This is a genomic window from Pseudoclavibacter sp. RFBB5 (genome assembly GCF_002931555.1).
In the GTDB taxonomy this organism is placed as follows: domain Bacteria; phylum Actinomycetota; class Actinomycetes; order Actinomycetales; family Microbacteriaceae; genus Pseudoclavibacter.
This window is the reverse complement of record NZ_PSTZ01000007.1, coordinates 794338-817315: the sequence shown is the minus strand read 5'-3', so window position 1 is coordinate 817315 and position 22978 is coordinate 794338. Positions and strand designations below refer to the sequence as shown.

The 22978-nt window shown below is 66.6% G+C and carries 29 protein-coding genes; 16 read left to right on the top strand and 13 right to left on the bottom strand.

What is annotated here, in order from left to right; genetic code table 11:
• Positions 1-2 precede the first annotated feature (2 nt).
• Genes C5B97_RS11750 through C5B97_RS11735 form a run of 4 tightly spaced genes read left to right on the top strand, consistent with a single transcriptional unit; the run spans position 3 to position 2745 of the window.
• A complete protein-coding gene (locus C5B97_RS11750) occupies positions 3-248 on the top strand; it encodes a hypothetical protein (RefSeq protein ID WP_104312203.1) in 246 nt (81 codons plus the stop codon).
• Positions 241-687, top strand: a complete 447-nt coding sequence (locus C5B97_RS11745; protein WP_104312202.1) for a hypothetical protein — start codon at positions 241-243, stop codon at positions 685-687. Before C5B97_RS11750 ends, C5B97_RS11745 begins: the two co-directional genes overlap by 8 nt.
• A complete protein-coding gene (locus C5B97_RS11740; protein WP_104312201.1) occupies positions 687-2114 on the top strand; it encodes a hypothetical protein in 1428 nt (475 codons plus the stop codon). Before C5B97_RS11745 ends, C5B97_RS11740 begins: the two co-directional genes overlap by 1 nt.
• A 7-nt stretch (positions 2115-2121) precedes the next feature.
• On the top strand, positions 2122-2745 hold the full coding sequence (locus tag C5B97_RS11735) for a hypothetical protein (protein WP_104312200.1): 624 nt from the start codon (positions 2122-2124) through the stop codon (positions 2743-2745).
• Positions 2746-2753: 8 nt separating this feature from the next.
• Here the strand turns inward: C5B97_RS11735 and C5B97_RS11730 are convergent, their stop codons facing one another.
• The 3 genes from C5B97_RS11730 to C5B97_RS18235 all read right to left on the bottom strand — a co-directional run bounded on the left by C5B97_RS11730 (position 2754) and on the right by C5B97_RS18235 (position 4569).
• The gene (locus C5B97_RS11730) at positions 2754-3542 is read right to left on the bottom strand and encodes a hypothetical protein (protein WP_146080802.1); all 789 of its coding nucleotides are present in this window, start codon (positions 3540-3542) and stop codon (positions 2754-2756) included.
• A gap of 212 nt (positions 3543-3754) precedes the next feature.
• Positions 3755-4399: a hypothetical protein gene (locus C5B97_RS11725; RefSeq protein ID WP_104312198.1), complete on the bottom strand. Its 645-nt coding sequence runs from the start codon at positions 4397-4399 to the stop codon at positions 3755-3757.
• Positions 4400-4440: 41 nt separating this feature from the next.
• Positions 4441-4569: a hypothetical protein gene (locus C5B97_RS18235; protein WP_258068179.1), complete on the bottom strand. Its 129-nt coding sequence runs from the start codon at positions 4567-4569 to the stop codon at positions 4441-4443.
• Between C5B97_RS18235 and C5B97_RS11720 the strand changes: the two genes are divergently transcribed.
• Both C5B97_RS11720 and C5B97_RS11715 read left to right on the top strand, forming a co-directional pair.
• Complete coding sequence (locus tag C5B97_RS11720) at positions 4559-5260, top strand: hypothetical protein (protein WP_146080801.1); 702 nt, start codon at positions 4559-4561, stop codon at positions 5258-5260. The genes C5B97_RS18235 and C5B97_RS11720 overlap by 11 nt on opposite strands.
• 15 nt (positions 5261-5275) lie before the next feature.
• Positions 5276-5488: a hypothetical protein gene (locus C5B97_RS11715; RefSeq protein WP_146080800.1), complete on the top strand. Its 213-nt coding sequence runs from the start codon at positions 5276-5278 to the stop codon at positions 5486-5488.
• Here the strand turns inward: C5B97_RS11715 and C5B97_RS17760 are convergent.
• Positions 5485-5922 carry a hypothetical protein gene (locus C5B97_RS17760; RefSeq protein ID WP_146080799.1) on the bottom strand — a complete coding sequence of 146 codons (438 nt, stop codon included), beginning with the start codon at positions 5920-5922 and terminating at the stop codon, positions 5485-5487. The genes C5B97_RS11715 and C5B97_RS17760 overlap by 4 nt on opposite strands.
• A gap of 70 nt (positions 5923-5992) precedes the next feature.
• Between C5B97_RS17760 and C5B97_RS11710 the strand changes: the two genes are divergently transcribed.
• From C5B97_RS11710 to C5B97_RS11690, 5 genes are read left to right on the top strand one after another with little or no spacing between them, the layout of a single operon-like run.
• Complete coding sequence (locus tag C5B97_RS11710; protein WP_104312195.1) at positions 5993-6382, top strand: hypothetical protein; 390 nt, start codon at positions 5993-5995, stop codon at positions 6380-6382.
• Complete coding sequence (locus tag C5B97_RS11705; RefSeq protein WP_181026989.1) at positions 6375-7214, top strand: peptidoglycan recognition family protein; 840 nt, start codon at positions 6375-6377, stop codon at positions 7212-7214. Before C5B97_RS11710 ends, C5B97_RS11705 begins: the two co-directional genes overlap by 8 nt.
• Positions 7211-7648, top strand: coding sequence for a hypothetical protein (locus C5B97_RS11700; RefSeq protein ID WP_104312193.1), 438 nt, complete (start codon positions 7211-7213; stop codon positions 7646-7648). The genes C5B97_RS11705 and C5B97_RS11700 overlap by 4 nt, the downstream gene beginning before the upstream one ends.
• Before the next feature lie 7 nt (positions 7649-7655).
• Positions 7656-7982: a hypothetical protein gene (locus C5B97_RS11695; RefSeq protein ID WP_104312192.1), complete on the top strand. Its 327-nt coding sequence runs from the start codon at positions 7656-7658 to the stop codon at positions 7980-7982.
• Between the two features lie 5 nt (positions 7983-7987).
• Positions 7988-8332: a hypothetical protein gene (locus C5B97_RS11690; RefSeq protein ID WP_104312191.1), complete on the top strand. Its 345-nt coding sequence runs from the start codon at positions 7988-7990 to the stop codon at positions 8330-8332.
• Here the strand turns inward: C5B97_RS11690 and C5B97_RS11685 are convergent.
• Positions 8329-8781, bottom strand: a complete 453-nt coding sequence (locus C5B97_RS11685; RefSeq protein WP_146080798.1) for a hypothetical protein — start codon at positions 8779-8781, stop codon at positions 8329-8331. The genes C5B97_RS11690 and C5B97_RS11685 overlap by 4 nt on opposite strands.
• Positions 8782-8892: 111 nt before the next feature.
• Between C5B97_RS11685 and C5B97_RS11680 the strand changes: the two genes are divergently transcribed.
• On the top strand, positions 8893-9465 hold the full coding sequence (locus tag C5B97_RS11680) for a hypothetical protein (RefSeq protein ID WP_104312189.1): 573 nt from the start codon (positions 8893-8895) through the stop codon (positions 9463-9465).
• Between the two features lie 312 nt (positions 9466-9777).
• Here the strand turns inward: C5B97_RS11680 and C5B97_RS11670 are convergent, their stop codons facing one another.
• The 4 genes from C5B97_RS11670 to C5B97_RS11655 form a co-directional block, all read right to left on the bottom strand.
• Positions 9778-10290, bottom strand: a complete 513-nt coding sequence (locus tag C5B97_RS11670; RefSeq protein WP_104312187.1) for a hypothetical protein — start codon at positions 10288-10290, stop codon at positions 9778-9780.
• A 275-nt stretch (positions 10291-10565) separates the two neighbouring features.
• Positions 10566-11180, bottom strand: a complete 615-nt coding sequence (locus C5B97_RS11665) for a DNA-3-methyladenine glycosylase I (protein ID WP_218854927.1) — start codon at positions 11178-11180, stop codon at positions 10566-10568.
• Positions 11181-11337: 157 nt separating this feature from the next.
• Positions 11338-11781, bottom strand: a complete 444-nt coding sequence (locus C5B97_RS11660; protein ID WP_104312186.1) for a septum formation family protein — start codon at positions 11779-11781, stop codon at positions 11338-11340.
• Positions 11782-11790: 9 nt separating this feature from the next.
• Positions 11791-12366: a septum formation family protein gene (locus tag C5B97_RS11655; RefSeq protein ID WP_104312185.1), complete on the bottom strand. Its 576-nt coding sequence runs from the start codon at positions 12364-12366 to the stop codon at positions 11791-11793.
• 162 nt (positions 12367-12528) lie between these two features.
• Between C5B97_RS11655 and C5B97_RS11650 the strand changes: the two genes are divergently transcribed.
• On the top strand, positions 12529-14073 hold the full coding sequence (locus C5B97_RS11650) for an MFS transporter (RefSeq protein WP_104312184.1): 1545 nt from the start codon (positions 12529-12531) through the stop codon (positions 14071-14073).
• A 31-nt stretch (positions 14074-14104) separates the two neighbouring features.
• Here C5B97_RS11650 and C5B97_RS11645 read toward each other — a convergent pair whose 3' ends face one another.
• Genes C5B97_RS11645 through aroA form a run of 3 tightly spaced genes read right to left on the bottom strand, consistent with a single transcriptional unit; the run spans position 14105 to position 17455 of the window.
• A complete protein-coding gene (locus tag C5B97_RS11645) occupies positions 14105-14920 on the bottom strand; it encodes an inositol monophosphatase family protein (RefSeq protein ID WP_104312183.1) in 816 nt (271 codons plus the stop codon).
• A 25-nt stretch (positions 14921-14945) separates the two neighbouring features.
• On the bottom strand, positions 14946-16007 hold the full coding sequence (rsgA, locus tag C5B97_RS11640; protein ID WP_104312182.1) for a ribosome small subunit-dependent GTPase A: 1062 nt from the start codon (positions 16005-16007) through the stop codon (positions 14946-14948).
• A gap of 2 nt (positions 16008-16009) precedes the next feature.
• Complete coding sequence (gene aroA, locus C5B97_RS11635) at positions 16010-17455, bottom strand: 3-phosphoshikimate 1-carboxyvinyltransferase (RefSeq protein WP_104312181.1); 1446 nt, start codon at positions 17453-17455, stop codon at positions 16010-16012.
• Positions 17456-17604: 149 nt separating this feature from the next.
• Between aroA and C5B97_RS11630 the strand changes: the two genes are divergently transcribed.
• Genes C5B97_RS11630 through C5B97_RS11620 form a run of 3 tightly spaced genes read left to right on the top strand, consistent with a single transcriptional unit; the run spans position 17605 to position 19071 of the window.
• The gene (locus tag C5B97_RS11630) at positions 17605-18240 is read left to right on the top strand and encodes a sigma-70 family RNA polymerase sigma factor (RefSeq protein ID WP_104312180.1); all 636 of its coding nucleotides are present in this window, start codon (positions 17605-17607) and stop codon (positions 18238-18240) included.
• On the top strand, positions 18237-18497 hold the full coding sequence (locus tag C5B97_RS11625) for a zf-HC2 domain-containing protein (protein WP_104253513.1): 261 nt from the start codon (positions 18237-18239) through the stop codon (positions 18495-18497). Before C5B97_RS11630 ends, C5B97_RS11625 begins: the two co-directional genes overlap by 4 nt.
• Before the next feature lie 31 nt (positions 18498-18528).
• On the top strand, positions 18529-19071 hold the full coding sequence (locus tag C5B97_RS11620; RefSeq protein WP_104312179.1) for a hypothetical protein: 543 nt from the start codon (positions 18529-18531) through the stop codon (positions 19069-19071).
• A gap of 79 nt (positions 19072-19150) precedes the next feature.
• On the opposite strand, the gene C5B97_RS11615 is transcribed toward C5B97_RS11620, so the two are convergent.
• Positions 19151-22864 (bottom strand): multifunctional oxoglutarate decarboxylase/oxoglutarate dehydrogenase thiamine pyrophosphate-binding subunit/dihydrolipoyllysine-residue succinyltransferase subunit, encoded by a 3714-nt coding sequence (locus C5B97_RS11615; RefSeq protein ID WP_104312178.1) that lies wholly within the window; start codon positions 22862-22864, stop codon positions 19151-19153.
• Positions 22865-22978 lie beyond the last annotated feature (114 nt).

Below are 22978 nucleotides of genomic sequence, written 5' to 3'. Positions count from 1 at the left end.
CCATGGCTACCAAGCAGACCCCCGGACAGAAGAACCAGGCGCGTGCTCGCGCGCAGTCGACGAACGCTCGCAAGACCTTCGCGCCGCTCACCCTGCGGATCACGATCGAGGGGTTCACCACGGAGGGTGGGAAGTACATCCCCGTCGAGCCGGTGACCTTCGCCTGTGCCGCTGAGCATTTCACGACGGCGTGGCTCGAGCAGAAGTACGACGAGATGGCCAAGGACCTCGGAGTGTCGCGTGCCTGATGTTCCGTTCACGCTGAAGACGTTCGGTCTCGAATCGACGCGTGGACGCCGCGCGAACTTCATCTTCACGCCCTCTCGACACGGCGCGATCGGCCCGGACGGTGTGCTCGTCGGCCGTGTCGTCGTGAAGTGGTCCGAGATCGACATGGAAACCGGCATCGGTGTCGCGAAAGTTGCGCAGACCACGACGCTCCGGCCCGCGTGCCACTACAAGGTCTCCGTCGAGTGGATCGACGACGCTCCCGAGGGGTTCGCGGACATTCCCTGGCCGCTCCACGTTCCCGCTGAGGGTGGTCCGCTGTCGCAGCTGCTCAAAATCCCGGCGCCCGAGAACGCGTTCGCGGTCGGCCCGGTCGATCCCGGCCGTGCCGTGTCGATCGGCGGCTGGTGGCTCGATAACTCCACGTTCCCGCCAATGTTCCGCCCGAGGGAGGCATGATGACTGATCCCGTGAGCTGGGGCACCGGCTTCGAGGCGAAGGCGCTCGACGACATCTCGGCGTCGTCGCTGATGGATAGCCCCACACTGTTCAGGAGCAAGATCGACGGTCGTGTCGTTCCGGCTGTCGCGGAGGCGCTCGACGAAGGTCTTGGTGGCACGGTCACCGAGATGGTTTCGTCTATCGCTGACGGTGCTGTGGATGCCGAGCTGGCGTCGAAGTGGATTCCGCAGGGTGTTCCTTCGGGCACGAAGCTGCTGCGGGGTGCGTTCGATGAGAACGGGTATGTGTCGCTGTTTTCCGAGGATGAGAATTTCCACGTCGTCGCGGAGCATCGTCCCCTGCTGGCGGAGGACATCGCCGGCATCGTGCATGTCCCTCTGCTTGACTCGGAGGTCGATTTCGAGCTCGCGTTCGTGGACCAGGCAGGCTACGTCTGGTTCGGTGTGCTGACGGACGGCTCGCTGTACGTGCCGTCCGGGCCGACTGCGAGCGTCGCGGCCGCTTCTCGGGGCGGCCCGACCGTCACCGAGCAGGTCGGTGGGGACACGTTCCTCATGGATGCCAGCACGGGAGTTCGGACGAAGCTCGTGAGCGTCGCGCGCACGAAGCTCGTGTCGGTCGGATCATCGACGTTCGCGGGCTTGCCGTGGTCGTCGTGGACTGGGCCGAACGGGCTGACGCTGCACCAGGGTGCGAACGGGGGCATCCTGGGCGAGCAGCAGTTCGCGCGCTTCGGTTCGCGCCCGCTCGTGACGTCTGAGGTGGCCGCGATCCCCGCGTCTGGGTCGGTGGCGGTGTCCTCGACGAACGTGCCGCCGAACATCTGGAACGCGTTCTCGTGGTCGGGTGTGCTGGCGGGGGTGCCGGGTGTCATGTCGAAGGCGCAGGGCACGCTCACGCAGTGGACGTTCACCCGGTCGGCGTCTGGTGTCGCAGTGTCTGCTCCTGCCGGGTCGGTGTTCACCCCCGACTTCGCTCAGCATGCGGACGGCATCGTGGTCATCAACCCGGTCAAGAACAACACGACCGGGCTCGGTGCCGCGGAGACGGACGTCGCGACGCTCATCTCGTGGATCGATCAGGCCTACCACTTCGCGAAGGCGTCGGGCAAGTACGTGCTGTTCGTGAACAACTTCCGGGACACGAACCTCTCCCCGTCCAGTGCGGAGCGGACGCGCCTCGATCGCATCAACGCGCACCTCGCGACCTACGGGCGCCGCTGCGTGGACTTGGCGTCGTATGTCGGTTCGACGCGCATCTACACCGACCTGGGCATCACGCCCACGGCGGCGGATCTCGCGCAGATCGCGCTCGGCAACAAGGGCCCGTCGATCTCGTCCGACGACCTGCACCTCAGCGAAGCGGCCCGAGTGCCGGCGCTGAAGCTCATCACCGACCGGCTCTCAGAGCTGAACTGGATCTAGGAGGATCATGTCCGAGCTGCACAAGTTCCGCGGCAAGGGGACGCCGCGCGGCGGGCAACTGCGCGTGTTCCCGCCGTACATTTACGACGACTTCGAGCGTCCCAACTCGGCCGACCTCGGGTCGACGTCGTACGCGGCGGTGCCGTGGGTGAAGAACGGGAGCCCCGCCACTCCCGCTCGCATCCTCAACGGGATGCTCGATTTCGCGAACATGACCGCGACCGGTGTCGTGTCGCTCGACGCGGGCACGGGCAACATGCGCGTGTCGATGCGGATCGGCGCGATCGGCGCTACCCCGGCCGCTCGAGGCGGTGGCCTCCTGTTCCGGTACGGTGCGGGCGGATACTGGTGGCTGTCGTTCCGCATCGACTCGACGACCCCAGGCTTGCAGTTCTGGAAGTCTGAGGGCGGAACCACGTCAGCCGTCGGCGCGTCGATCCCGCTCGTACCGCAGGCGGGTGACCGCATCACGGTCGTCGCGAACGGCGCGAACCTGAAGGCCCTCGTGAACGGCGTGCAGGTGCTCGAGATCAACGAGGGCACGCTCGCGGCTCAGACCCTCGTTGGTGTCCTTGGGCATGCGCAGGGGACGGGGCTCAAGGTCGCTGAGTTCAGCGTCGCGAGCTTGTAGCCGAACCCTTAACGACCTGTCGCGAGACGATACCGAAGCACGAACATCGAGAAGCGATCCAAACACTCAGATAGCGACTCGAGAGACAAAGCGCCACGCAGCCCGGAAACGCCGAGGCCAATGTTCAGTTCGGGGAGGGCAGGCACCGGAGGAGCCGCATCGCGAGCGACCTCAATTCCCTCAACGGTTCGCCATCCGATCAAGCAGGCCACACTGGGTTCGCGAGTGGTGAGGGTCCGGGTCTGCGGAATGCCAAGGTCCAAGCTCAGATGCTCGGGGACATCTGGCATCACGAATTCGGCCTTGAGGTCGGGGTACGCAGCCACTCCGAGTGCTCTGTGTCGGAGATCCGTCGATAGTTTATTCAAAGGTTCCAGCAGATTCTTGCCGGTCTGGTGATCCTGAATGCTCAGAAAGATGTCCACCACTTCCGGTGTGGCGCCAGGGAAAGTGGCTTTCATCGTGCCGTCAAAGTCCCCCCGTGTGGCTCGGACTGGGAAGTAGAGTCTGTCGGCTTTTCGCGGGTCCTCGTGGTCGACGAGGTCGGTATATAGGTCCCACGCGATGTGGTCAAGGGCAGCTCGGGCCCACAGCACTGCATCTCCGAATTTCATGATGGCGTCTGCCGGTGGTGCGCTCTGTGTCAGCACGAGCCACCCGTCGAAAGCAACGTCGGGGTCTTGGAATGGGAGGACGCTCAGTGAACGTTCGGACCAACTTTGCATCTCCAGGATTGCGGCTGCACAGGCTTCGCTGGCGCGGCGGGTCAGTGTTGCTGCCGATTCGGTCGGTTTCATTGCGTCCTTGCTGGAGGTGGGATTGAGAATGTATTCCGTACGCGACGTAATCGCGATGTTGCAGGAGTTTCCTTTGGATGCCCGGGTTGTCGCGGTGGGCAATCATGACGGAGCGGGATCTCTCTTGGTCATCGACGGAGACGTCGAGCACTCCCTCATCGTCGATTCCTTCGTCTGACCAGCAGCGGATCGCTTTCGCTTCGAGCCGTGAGCTACAGCTTTGGCGGACGTAGGGTACTAAGCCGTCGCGCGAGCTGCTCGTCGTCACCCGTCGAGGCGAGGATCTGCACTCCTGCACGTCGGGCTGACTCCTTCTCGAACCGCTGCCACCACCGGTTTGAGCTGTCACGGTAGACAACACGGAGCCGGAGAACTTCTCGGAACGGGCGGTCAAGTGAAGGAATCGCGCAAGAGATCGTCTGCGATTCTCCTGGCATCAGAATGACTTCGGGCTGGAGTGTGGCGATGAATGCGTCCTGCACCGGGCTGTAAACGTCGACGCGGGCCGGGCCCATGATTTCGTCGCTTCCATTGTGGATCGTGCAGGTGAGGATGAGGGCCTGCGTAGTTGGCCTCATGATGAGGTCCAGCTGCTGCGGGTTGAACTGGCTGACTTCGACGCCGACACCGGTCAGGTCGTCCCTGAACTTGAGCTGCATGTCGAGTTCTCGCGTGGGGTCGAAGAAGAACCGTCGGTCCAGTGTCGCGTAGACGCGTGCGGCTTGCGATTTCGCTCGCAGGCCGACGCCGATGCCGAATATGATGACCGCGCCCACGGCGGCCAGAACAGTTCCGATTGCGGCGACCCAGTCCGGCGCTGTTCCCACAAAGCTTGCGGCTGTAAAAGTGATTGACATGCCTCGAACCTTACTTAGGCTGCGTCCAGCGTCGCGAAGCTTTAGTCCTCGGCGATGTCAGGCCTATCGAGGGGCTGGGCGCCGAACCAGCGACGCACGAACTCCTTGCCTTCGTCCGTGAGGGTGTAGCGGTCGGTTCCGGTTGCTCGGATGGCGTCGGTGCCTGTCATCTTCGGGTGTGTCGACGGCACGTCCATTCGGCTCGGGATGGTCGTGATGACGGCGAGCCTGTCGGGCTCGTATCCGAACCTGACTCTCGCGCTCGGCCTCCGCGCTGGGTCGCCTGGCACGCAGGGCGGCATTGGCCCGCAGGGCGCGTCCGGCATGCCGAACGTGGACCTCGTCGGCACGGGCATGCCGAACGGTGTCGTCACGGCCTCGCCGGGGACGGTGTACCGGGACACGTTCACGAGCGGTGGCCTGCTCGGCACGAACGGCGCGAGTCAGTGGATCAAGGTCAGCGGCACCAACACCAACACCGGATGGTCCGTGCTGCGCGGTGACACTGGGTGGCGGCGAGTCGCCTTGCCCGCCGCGTTCAATCACGCGTACGGGTTCATCAACTTCCGTCGCATCAACGACGAGGTGACGTTCCTGGTGTCGGACGTCTGGCCCACGCAGGCCGGGGAGATCATGATCTCGCCTGGCGGCGCGACTGGCATGCCGGGGTTTCGTCCGACCGGACGAGTCGCGTCGCAGGTGTGGCGCGAGGGTGCGGCGATCGCGAACTCGCTGCTCGGCTGGAAGTCGGCGGGGCTCTTCTACCAGTCGGCGGGGTCGAACTCGTGGACGTACGCGACCCTCACCGCGCTCACCGCTGAGGCATGGCCGACCGGTGCCCTGATCGGCACTCCCGTCTAGCGAAAGGACGTGCTCATGTCTCTCGACGAGCTCGCAACACTCACCGACGAACAACTCGAAGAGCTGCGCATCGCGGCCGCGACGGAGCAGGAGAAGCGGGCGCGTATGCGTCAGGTGCCGCTCGACATCGCCGCATCCGCGAAGCGGTTCGTGGAGGACGGCGGCGACCCGGAGGAGATCCGGGCCGCGCTCACCGACACGCTGCCGACACCGGACGAATCCACCTAGCGAGGAACATCGCGGAGGCGGTTCCATGCCTCCTTGATGCGGTACTTCCAAGGAGTTCGCATAGGCCGGTGCATGTAGCGATAGACGCGTGCTTTACCCGGTCGCTTCCAGTTGATCACGATGCCGTCGATCCGCGTCGTGTCCACTTCGAATGACTCACCAGGATCCAACTGCGGCCAGTTGAATCCGATCGGGATTGTTGGCGAGAAGAAAAGCCCAGTCACCTCGGCCCGGTCTCTTGTCGTGTTGACGACGTGCGCGACCCACTTGGTCTCCCCACTGGGAAGTCCTGTTGGCACCTCGCGGTGTTCGACGGACCAGGCCTTGCGAAAGCCAGCGTCTCGGCGGGCTAGCAGGGCAACAACAGTAGCGAAGAGCCCAAGCACGAGCGCAGCTCTGGCTGCCCATTCATCGAAGATCGCAATCAAGTCCACGGCGTCACTCTACTGGCGCCCAGCCTCGCCCCTCGGCGGGGCTTTTCTCATGCAACCCAGGAGGCATCACATGTCTGAAGCGCTCGCGCTGCTCCCCGAGGGGCAGCACCTTAGCGGCCTGCTCGACGTCCTCGAACAGGACACCGACGGCCGGTTCACCGCCGTCACGATCACCACCGAAGACGGACGCTTCCGCATCCCCTTCGACCACCCCGACCTGTCCCGCGAGGCGAACCAGGAGCTCGCCGCGTACTTCGACCGACACCCAGAGTCGGAGCACCCCGGCATCACGGTCGCGCACGACGTCCCCGGCGCCGCTCGCATCGGAGACCTCGACCCAGAGGACTCCTGCGAGGTCGCCTGGGTGCTCGTCATCCGCTGGGAAGGGCCCCGCTTCGAGGGCAAGCCCATCGAAGCCCTTCCGTTCGTTGAGATCCCCGAGGAGGACCGCCTTGTCTAGGTCGAAGCTCTACACGAGCACGCACCCCACGCACCAGAAGTCGTCGCGGTTCGGCTCTCGCATCATCGAGATCCAACTCCACCACACCGCGAACGGCTCCGCCTCACAGACCATCAACATGATGACGAGCGGATCCCGCCAGGTGTCCGCCAACGCCGTCGTCGGCCCCCGCGGGCAGCTGTACGAAGTCGTCGAGGAAGAGTCGCGCGCCTGGACCTCCGGGTCCGCGTCGCGTGACTCGCAGGCCTTCACGATGGAGTGCGTCAACTCGGCCGTTGGCGACGCATCCGGGTGGCCGCAGTCGCCCGAGAACATCGACTCGATCGCCTCGCTCGCCGCCGACGTCGCCTTCCGCAACGGCTTCACGATCAGCCGCTCCAACCTCTACGGCCACCGCGAAATGCTCGGCCGGTGGGGAGTCTCCTACTCGACCGCATGCCCGGGCGGAATGCCGCTCGACTACATCGGGAACGAGGCCGAGCGGAAGCGCCAGGCGCTCGTTGCCGGCACACCATCACTCAACCAGCAGCTGGAGGAAATCATGTCCGTTCCCGTCCTCATCCAGAGCGCCCAGAACGGTGCGCTCTACGTCTACGAAGGCGGCGTCGCGCACGTTGCCTCCATGGCTCGCGTCGCGTCCATCCAGACCCTTCGCGCGCAGCTCGGCCTCGAGGTCAAGCCCGTCCGCATGAACGACGCCGACATCTCCGCCGTGTCCGAGCTCGCCCGCGAAGCGAACGGCTCCTACATCGTGCGTGGCGTCATCAACGACCTCAGCGACGCGAAGAAGGGCGGCATCCTCCACCGGATCGCCGCCAAGCTCGGCGCATGACGAGCGCTCGCGCCTCATTCGGGCGGTGGGCGTGGCGCGAGCTGTCCATCCACCCGTACCTCAAGGCGTTCTTCCTGTGCGCATACGTCCTAGCGATCATGCTCGGCCTCGCAGCTCTCATCGCCCCGCCGACCTCCATCGAGGTGGAGATCGGACCCGCGCTCACCACCGCCTGGGGGTGGCTATCCCTGGCTGCCGGCATCGTCGGCAGCCTGGCGGTCCTCCCCGGGTGGTGGTGGGCCGAGAAGCTCGCCTGCGGGCTCCTCCTGCTCGGACTCGCGATCTACCTCGGCACCGTCATCTACCTGCAGATCACGGGCACCGGCAACCGGTACGCGCAGATGACGCTCTTCGGTTTCGGCATCATCATCGCCGGACTCCGCATCGCCCAGACATGGAAGTACGCCTACGAGCCTCGACCGAAACTGAGGTAACCCCCGAATGGACCTCGAGACGCTCCGAGTCGTCGGCACGCTCGCCACGGCCTTCGGCGTCGGATCAGTCATCTGGCCCGCCACGAAGCACGTCTACCGACGCCTGACCGGCCGAGCCCAGCAGATCCGCAACGACGTCGACAAGGCGCACGAGCAGGTCGAGAAGGCCCGGAAGGCCACCGACCGCGAAGCGCGGCGTCGCCGCAAGGTCGAGGAGTTCGCGTCGCTCCTGATCCGCCGACTCATCGCCGCCGAGTGCGTTGACGAGAGCACGATCCCGCCCTGGCCGGAGTACCAGCCAGACCCCGACACCACCCCCACACAGAAGGAGTAACCCAAATGTCACTCATCTCAGATCCCGCCGAGACGTACGGCGAGCACGGCGAGCGCACAGTGAAGCTTGCCGCCGAACAGCGCGACGCTGACCTCGAACGCGATCCGCTCGCCGCCGGCACCCACGTCGCCGCTGCCAAGGCAGGCATCCGCACCGGAGCGCAGACAGCAAGCACCGCCTTCGCGGGCTACGCGATCGCCTCCCAGGCCGTGACCTGGGGCGACGTCGGAGCACAAGGCGTCGGCCTCGTCATCGCGCTCGGCTCCGCGCTCCTCACCGGAGTCGCGGCCGGCACCGTCAGCTACCTCAGTTTCATCGGCAAGGGCGTCCCCGCCGAGTACCGCGTCTAACTTGCTTGACGCTCGTCTCGCAGCGTGGCGCGATCACGTGAGTAGAGAACTGCCCACGCGGAACCAATGATGAAGAGGAAATGGAACACGAGGAGCAGGGCATCCCAGTTGCTGCTCTGCAATCGTTCCAGGTTCCAGTCATTGCGGCCGAGCGTCACAAGAAACATCACAATGTTGACGCCGCCGTAGCTCAACCCGTACGAGAGCCAGGACTTCGCGCCCGCTCCCTCGAACCTGCGCTTGTACTCGATCACACTCTGATCTCGAACGGAAGCCAGATCGCTCTTGGCCGCCCCGCTGCCGGCTCCCTCGACACTCGTGTTGAGCAGCTCGATACGTCTGAGTGCGATCGGCTGCGCGAGTAGACCTATGACGATTGGTATCAATGCGGCCACCACGACACCACCAGCACCGAGTAGGGCGGGCAGCCAGAAAGCTCCGTTGTCCATACCCACAGTCTGATACATGACTTCGCCCCCTCTCGCTGAAGCGATCCCGGACACCCGGGACGACGCTTCGCGGGAGGGGGCGGTTTCGTCGTTAATGGGAGGATCGGCTTTGTGGCCTTTGACCTACGCAGACATTTCCTCCGCAGCCTTGATTCGCTGCAGGCAGCTACCGACTTCGAGGCGGACGAGTTCACCGTCATCGCTTCCAGCAAGATTCTGCGGGAGTTCCTGCTCGAGGGGACACTGAACAAGGTAGGTCGTGTCCTCGGGAATCATCCGCGATTCCTGATCCCACAGCAGCGAGAAGTTCAAGCTCACACGCATGGCGTGGTCCTCGAATACGAGCCGTACGAGTTGGATCGGCGCGTTGCCAAGGGGACCAAGGACATGCGCCTGGCGTCGCTAGACCAATTCCTTGCCTACCGTCTACTAACACTCGATGGTGAGATGTTCACGGTCAAGAACGTCGTACGGGTGGCAGCAAACGGACTTGGTGGAGTCCATGTCGACAAGGTCACCAAGCCAGAAGACAAGCGCCTGTTGGAGAAGCAATGGGAGCAGTGGGTCGATGCTCGACACCTGCCCATGTCACAGGTCTCGTCGGCGCTTCGGCAGATCGGGGCGAACACAGTGGAAGCGTGCACGTTGATGCGCTTCCAAGCGACGGTCAGGACGTCGCTGTAGCGAATTCCGCGAACGTGGGTGCCCGGTACTCGTCTCGCCAGAACGTGAGCACGAAAGAGACCATCTCGGGGACGGGTGAAGGCCAAGACCGGAGGACTTCCAGATCGTAGGGCGATTCAACCTCGTCTGCAACCACGGCACATGCGACGAGCTCGAGGAGCTGCTCATCGGGAACAGTGATCGTGGTCATACCCCTACAGTAACCGCGGCGTTCTCGGTTGCCTACGGGTGCGCTACATCTCTGACGGCTTCAGATGACCTCGAAGAGCCAGCATCCCGGGCGACATAGCCGCCCAACGACCGCGAGGAGGCTCACCAGCCTTTCTTCCTCGTAGCCCGCTGCGCCATGTAGAGCAGCGCGATCGAAAGCTCGGACGCGAGGCGCTCGGCGGCCAGGGCGTCGCCTTCGAGCGTGACGGTGCCGCGGATCTGCGCGTTGCCGTGGGAGATCGCCCACTCCTTCTGGCTCATGGTCCCGGCATCGAGCGCGTGGCGCACCTCGGCGCGCACGTCGCCTTCGGTCACCCATTGCAGCAGCTCGAGCCATGCGTCGAACACCTCGAGCGGTTCGAGGATGATCGGCTCGTAGGAGTCGCCGTCGACAGTCACGGGCACCGGCACGAGCACGCCGTCGACCTCTCGTAGCGGGGGCGTCTCGCCCCAGATGAGCCATGACATGTCGTCCACGGGGCGGGTCGCGACGGGACGCCAGCAGACGATGCGCTTCGTCCACTTCGAGTCAACCCGCTCGGCGACGGTCTCGCACCGCAGCGCGAGCGACTCGAGGGCGACGTCGGCGGTGACCTGCACAGCTGGTTCGTTCATCCCGGGGATGTTCGCACAGGCCACCGACAGCGGGCCTTACCGTGCCCACATTCTGCCCACACTTCGCGAAACTTGGCCCTCCCTCGCACCCCCCGTCACTCTTGCCAACCCCTGGAACGACGGGGTGCGAGAGACTGCTCGCGTCGTTCCGGGGGTCCGGCGCGAGTTCGATTCCCCCCATCTCCACGAAACCCACGTCATGAGCGAAGGCCCCGACTGCCCAGTTGAACACTGGGGAGTCGGGGTTTTGTTGTCTGCAGTGTGCGGTGCCTGGCTCAGTCCGCCGGCCACACGCCGGATGTACCGCGACGATGGCTGCCGACGAGGTGCGTGTCGACGATGCCGATGGCCTCCATGAGGGCGAAAAGGTTGGTTGGGCCGACGAAGCTGAAGCCGCGCGCCTTGAGACTCTTCGTGAGCTGTCGCGACTCGTCGCTGGAGCTGGGCACGTCTGCCGCTGACGCGGGTCTCGGCGTTGTCGTCGGCTTGGCGCCCCAGACCAGTTCGTTGAGTGGCTCGCTCTCGCGCAGCGCGACCGTCGCGCGAGCGTTCCTCATGACCGACGAGATCTTCAGTCGGTTCCGGATCACTCCGGGGTCGCTCATCAGTCGCTCGAAGTCGTCATCGCCGAACCCGGCCACCGCGTCGACGTCGAAACCTGCGAACGCCTCGCGCAGCAACGGCCTCCGCTGCAGGATGAGGCGCCAAGAGAGCCCGGACTGGAAGATCTCGAGGCACAACCGCTCGAAGACGCCACGCTCGTCGGTGACGGGCATGCCCCATTCCGTGTCGTAGTACTGCATGAGCAGCTCGTCGCGGCTCGCCCACAGCGGCCGGGCGAGGCCATCCTCGCCGACGACGAGGTCAGGGGTGATGCTGGTAGCTGGCAAGGGCTTTCCTCTCCGGATGCGGAATCCTGCAATCTCCGCGAACCGGAAGGGACACGGACGGCGCTGATCGAGAACCTGCTGTGCGCAGAACGCTACCCGGCACCTCCGACACGCGCCGCCGCTGTCCACAGGCGGCAGGCCCGCCAGGAAACGGAACCTAGCCGTTGGTCGGCAGGCGTGAGCCGCTCAGCTCGTCACCCTTGCTGCTTGCAATGAGGCAGACCAGGTTGCGGTCGCCCTCGCTCCAGCTCCGTTCGCTCGGAACAAGATGCAGCGCAGTGAGGCCCGCGACCGCGTCTCGCCCGAGCTCGGCGAACTGAGCTGAGCACCGTGCATCCGCTTCGGAGGCCAGAGCGTCATCGCCCGGGAACGCCTCACCGAGTTCGCTCGGTGCCACCGAGAGCACCTCGTAGAGGTGTGGGTCCGCGCACGACGCCGCAAGCGTCGCAACGGTGAGGTCCGCGTCCGACGAGAAGCAATCGCCAGCTCTCACATCCGTGATCGGAACCACGCGGGGCGTCTCCGGGGAGCTCGCACAGGCCGTCAGCGCTCCGCTGACGACGAGCACGGCCAAGAGCGTTGCGGGGATTCGGGAGGACACCCCACCAGGCTAGCTGGCGGAACCCGCAGCCGTCCCCGCAGTGGCCTGACCGTCGAGGGGCGTCACGATGCACAGCACTTCTCGGTCGCCGCTGGCCCATGACTCGGCGCTCGGCACGATGCCCGTGTAGTTCCATTCGGTCAGGAACGGCTCCGCCCCGATGAAGCCCGTGAACGCTGCGGAGCAGATGTACTCGAGGGCAGTGTCGATCGCCGAGTCGCCGGGGAAGGTGTCACCGCCCGACATGTTCTCGGAGTGATACGCCTCGTACGTGTGCAGCGAGTCGCAGTTCGGGAAGAGCTCAGCGTCGTCGGAATCCGATTCGAGGTCGAAGCAGTCGCCGACCGCGAGGTCCTCGATGCCGGTCATCGTGCCAGCCACCGCGGTTGGTGTTGGTGTTGCCGTCTCGGATGCGGTGGGCGTGGCCGACTCGGTCTCCTCGGCAGTGGACGTCGACGTCGTCGTCACCACGGGGTCGGAGCCCCCACTGGCCAGTGTCGTCACGAGGGTGCATCCACTGAGGAGCAGGAGGGCGGCGAGCCCCAGGGACGCGCCAGCGGCGCTTCGTACGGCGGCGGTTCGCATCGTTGCTCCTCTTGGGGGTGAACATCGGTTCAGAGGTCCTGTTGCCGCTCCTGCAGACGCGACGCGACCAGTGTATTGCCGTGTTCCCGAAGATCACCACTGAGGCGATCGCAGTTGCTGCCACCCTGGCGTGTCGTCCCGCGGGCGTAGCATTGGCTCCCTATGTCTGCAGACGCGAGTTCCCCCACCCAGCAGTCGACCGTCCGGCAGGGTGGACCCTCCTCCTCCGCCACAGCACCCCAGGAGGCCTCCCGCTGGCCCGCCTTTGCGGTGTGCGCGGCGGTCGCCGTGCTCACGATCCTCGATCTGGCCAAGGTCAACGTCACGCTCGGCCCGATCGAGCACACGCTCGGCGCGGCCTCCTCCGACGTGCAGCTCATCGTCGCCGGCTACGTGCTGGCATTCGGAATCCTGCTGGTTCCCTCGGGGCGACTCGGCGACCTGTGGAATCGCAAGCGCCTGTTCCTGATTGGTCTCGTCGCCTTCGGGCTCGCGTCGCTCGTGTGCGCGCTGAGTGTGAGCACCGAGATGCTGATCGGCGGTCGAATCCTGCAGGGTTTCGCCGCCGGCATCCTGATGCCGCAGGTGCTCGGCCTCATCCAGCAGCTCTTCACGGGCCAGGAGCGTGGGCGGGCCTTCGGGATCTTCGGCGCCATCGTCGGGCTCGGCACGGCGTTCGGTCCGACGATCGGCGGCTTGCTCATCGGCCTGCTGGGGGAGGAGGCCGGCTGGCGCTGGACTTTCGCGATGAACGTGCCCCTCGCCCTTGTCGTGCTGCCGTTCGCCTGGCGGCTACTCCCATCGAGGCAGGAAGTGGCGAAGGGGCAGACGCTCGACCTCTTCGGCGTCGCCCTCCTCGGGCTGGCCGTGCTGACGACGATGCTCCCATTCGTGCTGACGTCGGGGCGGGACACTGACGACCCGGCCCGGTGGTGGCTGCTCGCCCCAGCGCTCGGCTTCTTCGTCGCGTTCATCCTCTGGGAACGGCGCTACCTCCGGATCGGGAAGACGCCCGTCGTCGACTTCGCGCTCTTCCGCACGCCCTCGTATCGCTACGGGGTGCTCATCACGACGCTGTTCTTCGCCGCGATGCCCGTCGGCTTCCTGCTCGTGACGCTGTTTCTGCAGCAGGGGCTCGGACACCCGGCCGTGCTGGTCGGTGCCGTCTCGGTCCCGTACGCGCTCACCTCGGCGGTCGTGGCAGCCGTGTCGGGCAAGTGGACGTTCCAGCACGGGGCCACGCTCGTCGCCGTCGGCGTCGCGCTGTTCGTTGTGGGCTACAGCGTGGTGCTCGTCGTGACCCAGCTGGCTGAGCCGGCGCTGTCGCCCTACCTGGTCAGCGCGTCGCTGGTCATCTCGGGTGCGGGCGCGGGGCTGGTGATGGGGGCGAACCAGATGCGGATGCTCCTGCACGTCCCCGTCGAGCAGGCGGGCATCGCGGGCTCGTTCGCGCAGGTCGGGCAGCGCCTCGGCAACGCCATGGGCTTGGCGATCGGCAGCTCCGTCTTCTTCGCGGGGGTCGCCGCCCTGCAGGTCACGGGAGCCGTGCAGGACACGAGTTCGCCTGTCGTGCAGGAGGCCTACAAGACGTCCGTCGCCGGCGGCCTGCTCGTGGTCATCTGCCTGGCCTGTCTCACGCTCGTGGTCGCCGTCGTGGACCTTGTCGGGCATCGGCGACGCCAGCGCGAGCAGCCAGTGGGGGAGTGACGTCTGATCTCCGGCCGAGTCGCGAACCGGATCAGCGGGCTGCGAGGGCCTTGAGCGCCTGATCGTGCAGAAGGCCATTCGTGGCGAGCGCACTGCCGTGCCACGGTCCTTCTTCCCCGTCCATGCTGGTGAACGTGCCGCCTGCCTCCACGACGATCGGCACGATCGCGGCCATGTCGTACGGCTGCAGATCGAACTCTCCCGCGATCTCGAGCGCGCCCTCCGCGACGAGCATGTAGGACCAGACCTCGCCGACGGCGCGCGTGCGCCAGATGGCTCGGCTGAACTCGAGCAGCTGCGCTGAGCGGCCCGCGTCATCCCAGCCCTTGAGGCTGTTGTAGCTGAGGGATGCCCGTTCGAGCTCGTCGACGGCGCTCACCTGAATGCGCCGGTCGGTGGCGACATCGCGGTCGCTGAGGTCGTCGTCGAGGTACGCACCCTGGCCGGTCGCGCCCCACCAGCGCCTGTTGAGGCCGGGTGCCGACACGACACCCACCTCGGGAACGCCGTCGATGACCAGCGAGATCAGGGTCGCCCAGATCGGGATGCCGCGCATGAAGTTGGCGGTGCCGTCGATCGGGTCGATGATCCACTGCCGGCGGGAGGTGCCCTGCGAGCCGTACTCCTCGCCGAGGATGGAGTCGCTCGGGCGGGTCTCCGCGAGGCGCGCGCGCAGGGCCTGCTCGACGGCCCGGTCCGCGTCGGTCACCGGCGTCCGGTCCTCTTTCTCGTACACCCCGAGCGAGCGCGAGTTGAAGTGCTGCATCGAGACCGCATCGGCGATGTCGGCGAGCTCTCGTGCGAGGCGGAGGTCGGAGGAGAGCGGGTGCAGGAGTTCGGTGGCCACACGGTCAGCCTAGGCCAGGGGCCAGCTAGTAGCTCGCGTCGGCCGCCTGGTCGAGCGACATGAACAGGCGTCGCAGCGAGTCGAGCCTGGCGATGCCAGCCTCGTCGAGCTCGCCGTCACGCGCAGCGTCGTCGAGCGCGCAGTCCGGGGCGTCGGCCCGGTGCGTGCATCCGCGCGGGCAGTCCTCGGCGATGTCGGCGAGTTCGGTGAAGCCGCGCAGCACGTTGTCGCGATCGACGTGCCCGAGTCCGAATGACCGGACTCCGGGTGTGTCGATGATCCAGCCGGTGCGGCCCTCGGCGTCCTCGATCCGAACGGCGAGGGTGGATGAGGAGGTGTGCCTGCCGCGACCGGTGACGGCGTTGACGACTCCCGTCTCGCGGAGCGTGCCGGGTACGAGCGCGTTCACGAGCGTCGACTTCCCGACGCCGGAATGGCCGACGGCGACGGTCGTGTGCCCGGTGAGCGCCGCTCGGAGCTCGTCGATGGGCTCGCCTCCCGGGCGAGACTCGAAGACCTTCACGCCGAGGGGCTCGACGAGCGCGCGCAGCTCGTCAGCGGGCGCCACGTCCGTCTTGGTGAGCACGAGGAGGGGCTGGATGCCCGCGTCGAGGGCCGCCACGAGGTAGCGGTCGATGAGTCGTGGTCGCGGCTCCGGCTGCGCTGTCGCCGCGACGACGAGCATCTGGTCGGCGTTTGCGACGATGACGCGCTCGACCTGGTCGGTGTCGTCCGCGCTGCGGCGGAGGAGCGTCTTGCGTTCGACGATGCGCACGATGCGGGAGAGGCTGCCGGCGTCGCCGGTCGTGTCGCCGACGATGTCGACGAGGTCTCCCGTGACGATCGCCGTCCGGCCGATCTCTCGCGCCTTGGCGGCGGTGACGGTTCGCTCCTCCGGCGTGCCCTCGTCGAGCAGCACCGTGTAGCGTCCGCGGTCGACGGTCACGACGCGTCCGGTCACGGCGTCGGAGTGCTTCGGACGCTGCTTCGATCGGGGCCTGTTCGCCTTGGGGTTCGGGCGCCCCCGGAAGTCGTCCTCGTCCCAGTCGCCGTAGGCGTCGAACGCGTCGCCGAGTGAGCGAGCCACGGTCAGATGCTGAAGGCGGTGAGGTCGACGCTGCCGTCGTCCTCGCCCTCGTCCGGGTCGCCGACCGTGCCCTGGTCCAGCATGTCCTGCCAGAGCTGGGTGAACTGGGGGAGCGTCTTGCTCGTGGCGTGGATGTCGTCGACGGTCACGCCCTCGATCGCGAGGCCGACGATGGCACCTGAGGTGGCCATGCGGTGGTCCTCGTAGCTGCGCCATTCGTGGGCGGTGCGCGGTCCGGGAACGATCTCGAGCCCGTCGTCGAGCTCGGTGACCTCGCAGCCGATGCCGCGCAGCTCTGCGGCGATGGCCGCCACGCGGTCGGTCTCGTGGCCCCGGAGGTGGGCGATGCCCGTGATGCGGCTCGTGGTGGTGCAGAGCCCGCAGAGCGCCGCGAGGTTGGGGGCGAGCTCTCCCGCCTCGGAGAGATCGAGGTCGACTCCCGGCAGCTCGGCTCCCTCGGCGATGCCTCGTTCAACCGTGCACGTGAGCACGCCGTCCGCGACCGAGATCTGCGCGCCGAAGAGCGGGAGCAGGTGCTCGAGGTGAGATCCGACCTGCGTGGTCGTCGCCGGCCAGTCTTCAATGGAGACGCTGCCGCCCGCGACGATCGCCGCGATGAGGAAGGGCTCCGCATTGGAGAGGTCGGGCTCGATCGTGAGCTCGCGCCCGTCGATGCTGCCAGGCGACACACGCCACGTGCCCGCCTCCGAGTCGTCGATCTCGACCCCACGCTCCCGCAGGGCGGCGAGCGTCATGTCGATATGCGGTTGGCTCGGGACCCGATCGCCCGAGTGGATGAGCGTGAGCCCGTCCTCGAAGCGCGCGCCGGCCATGAGGAGCCCAGAGACGAACTGGCTGGAGGCTCCAGCGTCGATCGTGACCTCGCCTCCCGTCACCTCGCCGGTCCCGTAGAGCGAGAAGGGCAGCCCGCCCCTCCCGTCGTCGCGGACCTCGACACCGAGCGCCTTGAGCGCATCCACCGTGCCCTTCATCGGGCGTCGGCGAGCCGCCTCGTCGCCGTCGAAGGCGACGGGGCCGAGGGCGAGGGATGCGAGGGGCGGGACGAAGCGCATGACGGTGCCCGCGAGGCCGCAGTCGATGGAGACGCCGCCTTCGAGCTCGCCCGGCGTGATCTCGAGATCGTTCCCGAACCGACCGTCGCCGGGGACCTCGACGATCCTCGTGCCGAGCTGCCTGAGCGCCTCGATCATGAGCTCGGTGTCTCGGGCCCACAGGGGGTGCCGAAGCAGTGATGGTGCGCCGGCCAGTGCGGAGAGCACCAGTTCACGGTTGGTGAGGCTCTTCGACCCAGGGATCTGCAGGCGCGCGTCGATCGGCGCACTCGCCGTCGGGGCCTCCCACGGGCCGTCGCCGAGGGTCAGGGGCTCGCTGCCCTCGTCGTCTCGGTACAAGTCGAAGCGTGGTCCGGAATAGCCAAAGATCTCCATTGGTTGACAACGATACCGCCAGTGGCGCTCGTATCACCCGGAAAGACGATTCCGCCAGACAACGAAGGGGAGGGCAACCCTTGCAGACAACCCTCGCGCCGCCGAGGCGTCAAGCCGCCGAGAGGCGCACGGCAGTACACTCACGCGTAATGAGTGAGCAGAAGTCGCCTCAGGCGACCCCAGATCAGGACGAACTCCGGCAGCTGTTCGAGGAGCAGGCGCTGCAGTACATCGACCAGTTGTACGCGGCAGCTATGCGCATGACTCGAAACCCCGCAGACGCGCAGGACCTCGTACAGGAGACCTTCGTGAAGGCCTTCGTCGCCTTCGCGCGCTTCGAGCAGGGCACGAACCTCAAAGCGTGGCTGTACCGCATCCTCACGAACCTCTTCATCAACTCGTACCGCAAGAAGCAGCGGGAGCCGTACGCGAACGCGCTCGAGGACCTCGAGGACTGGCAGCTCGGCGGCGCCGAGTCGGCGACGGCCCAGACCTCGTCGCGCTCGGCCGAGGCCGAGGCCATCGACCACCTCCCCGACTCGACGGTGAAGGACGCCCTCCAGGCGATCCCGGAGGACTTCCGCCTGGCGGTGTTCCTCGCAGACGTGGAGGGATTCTCCTACAAGGAGATCGCAGACATCATGAAGACCCCCGTCGGCACCGTCATGTCGCGGCTTCACCGCGGCAGGCGACTGCTTCGCGAGCGCCTCACCGGCTACGCGCGAGAGAACGGCATCATTCCGGCCCTGGACGGGGACGAGCAGGAAACAGGGAGCAAGAAATGACCGATTGCGGCTGCGAGAAAGCCAAGGACGCCCTCGAGGAGTACCTGCGCAACGAACTCGCCAGTACGGACGCGAGCGATATTCGCGAGCACCTCGAGCACTGCAAGGACTGCGAGAGCGAGCTGCACGTGAACCGCTCGCTCATGGAAGTCGTCCAGCGCGCTTGCAAGGAGCGCGCCCCCGAAGAGCTGCGCCTGCACGTCCTCGACCAGCTGCGCAACATCCAGCGTTCGCACGGCACGCCGGTCGCGAACTGACACGGGGCGCCCGCGAACTCGTGTCCTGCCCATGACTCCGGATCCCGAGGAGGACGCCTGGCGCCTGCTCTCTGCCCGCGTCGACGAGGCCATCTCCGAGCTGCGGGAACGGGATGCCAGGCGGGAGACGCTCGCCGAGCTGGTCGAGCGTCGCCCCGTCCTCGGCGTCCGTCGGGGCCCCGTCCTGCGGCGCGTCTCGAACGTGTGGCGGTTGCGTGAGCTGCTGCTCGACGAGAGCGGCGGGCTGTTCCGCGTCGGCTCCGTCATCCGGGTCGCGAAGCAGCCAGACCACTACAGCGAGCAGTCGGCGCTTGCGGCCGAGCGACGTCGCGTGCAGCTGGCCGCGCTGAAGTCCGGGTTCGCCCTTGGCGAGGTCGTCAACTACGGCGCGGCGCGTATCCAGCTCTCCGACAGCGGGGGTGCCGACGCGCATCCCGGCCTCGAGGTGGTGGGCGGCGAGGTGGTCCTGCACTGGGGAGCTGTCCCTGGCGCGCAGGCCGGTCTCGGCGCAAGCAGCTCGACGCCACTCGCCGCGTACCTCGACGACGCCGTCGCTCTCCTGACCGGGCGCTAGCAGGCCGTTCAGACAGCACACGAAGGCGCCCGCCCCGATTGCTCGGGACGGGCGCCTTCTGCGTTCGCGGAGGACCTGCCTAGTCGGCCAGCACTCCCTCGATGAGCTCGGCCTGCTGACGCTGGTGCGCCTTCATCGTGCCGACCGAAGGTGCCGACGACTCCGGGCGGGTGACCGCGCGGATCGTGCGTCCTTCGAGCATCGGCGCGAGGTGCGTGCGGATGAAGGGCCAAGCACCCTGGTTCTCCGGCTCGTCCTGCGCGTAGATGATCTCCGCGTTCGGGTACTCGGCGAGGATGCGGTTGATCTCCTCGCCCGGCATCGGGTAGAACTGCTCGAGCCGCACCAGGGCGACCGTCGAGTCCTCGCGCTTGTCGAGCTCCGCACGGAGGTCGTAGTGCAGCTTGCCGGCGTGCAGCACGACGCGCCGAACCGCGGCCTTGTCGGTGATGCGCTCGTCGTCCAGGACGGGCCGGAACGCGCCGTTCGTGAAGTCCTCGACCGGCGAGACGGCGCTGCGCAGGCGCAGCATCGACTTCGGCGTGAAGATCACGAGCGGCTTGCGCGGACGCGCGTAGGCCTGACGGCGCAGCAGGTGGAAGTGCGACGCGGGCGTCGATGGCATCGCGACCGTCATGTTCTCCTCTGCCGCGAGCGTGAGGAAGCGCTCGATGCGCGCCGAGGAGTGGTCGGGACCCTGACCCTCGTAGCCGTGGGGGAGCAGCAGCACGACGCTCGAGCGCTGGTTCCACTTCTGCTCGGACGCCGAGATGAACTCGTCGATGATCGTCTGTGCGCCGTTCACGAAGTCACCGAACTGCGCCTCCCAGAGGACAAGCGCGTCGGGACGCTCCACCGAGTAGCCGTACTCGAAGCCGAGCACCGCGTACTCGCTCAGGAACGAGTCGTAGATCGAGATGGGTGCCTGGTTGTCGCTCAGGTTGGAGAGCGGCAGCCAGTTCTGGCCGTTGAGGCGATCGTGGAAGAGCGCGTGACGCTGCACGAACGTCCCGCGGCGCGAGTCCTGGCCGGACATGCGCACGGGCGTGCCCTCCATGAGCAGCGAGCCGAGGGCGAGGAGCTCGCCGAAGGCCCAGTCGATGCCGCCTTCGCGGCTCATCTGCTCGCGCTTCGACAGCACGGCCTTGAGCTTCGTGTGCACCGAGAAGCCCTCTGGCGGGTTCCCGTGCGCGTCGCCGATGGTCTCGATGACCTCGCGGGCGACAGCCGTCGACTCCGGCTCGGAGCGGTGGTTCTCCTCGCGGGAGCCCACTGCTGAGAGCTCGGCGGCCGAGATCGGGGTCGACTGCGTCTGGGCCTGGTGCGTCTCCGCGAAGGCGCGCTCGAGGCGGTCGTGGAAGTCCTTCTGCGCCGCGTCGAACTCGTCCTGTGTGATGTCGCCACGTCCGACGAGCGCCTCGGCGTACAGCTTGCGCACGGAGCGCTTCGCCTCGATGAGGTTGTACATGAGGGGCTGCGTCATCGAGGGGTCGTCGCCCTCGTTGTGGCCGCGGCGGCGGTAGGAGATGAGGTCGATGACCACATCGCGCTTGAAGCGCTGGCGGTAGGCGAACGCGAGCTCGGCGACGCGCGCCACGGACTCGGGGTCGTCGCCGTTCACGTGGAACACGGGAGCCGAGATGGCCTTGGCCACATCGGTCGAGTACATCGACGAACGGGCGTCGCGAGGCGTCGTCGTGAAGCCGACCTGGTTGTTGATGTTCACGTGGATCGTGCCGCCCGTGCGGTAGGCGCGGAGCTGCGACATCTGCATCGTCTCGTAGACGACGCCCTGACCCGCCATGGCGGCGTCACCGTGGATGAGGATCGGCAGGACCGCATCCCGGCCGTCGGCCTTGCGGTCGAGCTTGCCGCGCACGATGCCCTCGAGCACGCCGTTGACAGCCTCGAGGTGCGAAGGGTTGGCGGCGAGGTAGACCGGGATCGTCGCGCCGGAGGCGGCCGTGAACGTTCCCTCGATGCCGAGGTGGTACTTCACATCGCCCGAGTTGCCGCGGCCCGAGCTGGACTGCACACCCTCGAACTCGCGGAAGATCTGGCCGTACGTCTTGCCGGCGATGTTGGTGAGCACGTTGAGGCGGCCGCGGTGGGCCATGCCGATCGCGACCTCGTCGAGGTCTTCCTCGGCGGCACCCTGGATGATCGTGTCGAGCAGGGAGATGACCGACTCGGAACCCTCGAGCGAGAAGCGCTTCTGGCCGACGTACTTCGTCTGCAGGAACGTCTCGAACGCCTCAGCCTCGTTGAGCTTGTTGAGGATGCGCATCTGCTCTTCGTGCGTGGGCTTCGTGTACGGGTGCTCCAGCTCGTCCTGGAACCAGGCGCGCTGCTCCGGGTCCTGGATGTGCATGTACTCGATGCCGATGGTGCGGCAGTAGGAGTCGCGGAGGATGCCGAGGATGTCGCGGAGCTTGAGCATCCGCTGGCTTCCGCCGAACCCGTCCGCGACGAACTCGCGCTCGAGGTCCCAGAACGTGAGCCCGTGGTTCTCGATCTCGAGGTCCGGGTGCGTGCGCTGCACGTACTGCAGCGGGTCGATGTCAGCCATCATGTGGCCGCGCACGCGGTACATGTTGATGAGCTGCTGCACGCGAGCCGTCTTGTTGATGGCGGCGGCGAGGTCGACGTGGACGTCCTGCGACCACACGACGGGCTTGTACGGGATGCGCAGCGACGCGAAGATCTCTTCGTAGAAGTTGTGCTGGCCCGTGAGGTGCTCGTGCACGATCTTCAGGAACTCGCCGGAGCCAGCGCCCTGGATGACGCGGTGGTCGTACGTGCTCGAGATCGTGAGGCGCTTGGAGATGGCGAGATCGTCGAGGACGTGCTGCGCCATTCCCTGGTAGGGGGCCGGGTAGTCGAGGGCGCCGGCGCCGATGATCGCTCCCTGGCCCTTCATGAGCCTCGGGACGGACTGCAGGGTGCCCATTCCGCCCGGGTTCGTGAGCGAGATCGTCGTGCCCGCGTAGTCGTCGCCGCTGAGCTTGTTCTGGCGACCGCGCTTGATGAGCTCCTCGTACGCGCCGAGGAACTCGCGGAAGTTGAGCGTCTCGGCCTGCTTGATGCTCGGGACCACGAGGGCGCGGGTTCCGTCGGGCTTCGGCACGTCGATCGCGATGCCGAGGTTGACGTGGGCGGGTTCGATGGCGGATGGCTTGCCGTCGACCTCGTCGTAGTAGACGTTCATGCTCGGGAACTTGATGAGCGCCTTCACGAGGGCCCAGCCGATGAGGTGCGTGAACGAGACCTTGCCGCCGCGGGTGCGGCGAAGGTGGTTGTTGATGACGATGCGGTTGTCGATCATGAGCTTCGCGGGGATCTCGCGGTAGCTCGTCGCGGTCGGCACCTGCAGCGAGATGTCCATGTTCTTGGCGATGGCCTTCGCCATGCCCTTCAGCGGCGACACGATGTTCTCGCGTGACGGCGCCTTCTCCTTGTCAGCTGCCGGCGCATCCGCGGGGATGAGCTTCTCCTGCGGGGCCGCGGCAGTGGTCTTCGCCTGCTTTCGCGCTTCGCCGTCGGCGGCCGGCTTCTTCGCCTCTGCCTCAGCGGCTGGAGCTGCCTGCGCCTTCGCGGGCTGGGCTGCCGGTGCCGTCTTCGCCGGGGCAGCGGTCTGCTGCTTGGCGTACTGCTCGAGTGTCGGCCACCAGGCCTCGTCGACACTCTTCGGGTCCTTGACGTACTTCTCGTACATCTCTTCGACGAGCCAATCGTTGGCTCCGAAATCGGACTTTGCTTCGTCTGTACCCGCACTGGTCAAATGACTCGCCACCTGAGTTTGTCTCGCGTTCGTCTGTTGATGCGGGACACGCCGAATCTGGGCGGCGGCCCCATCGAGTGACCAGCCTAACGCCCTTGGCGAGCGCTCTGCGCGAAAGTGGCCGGT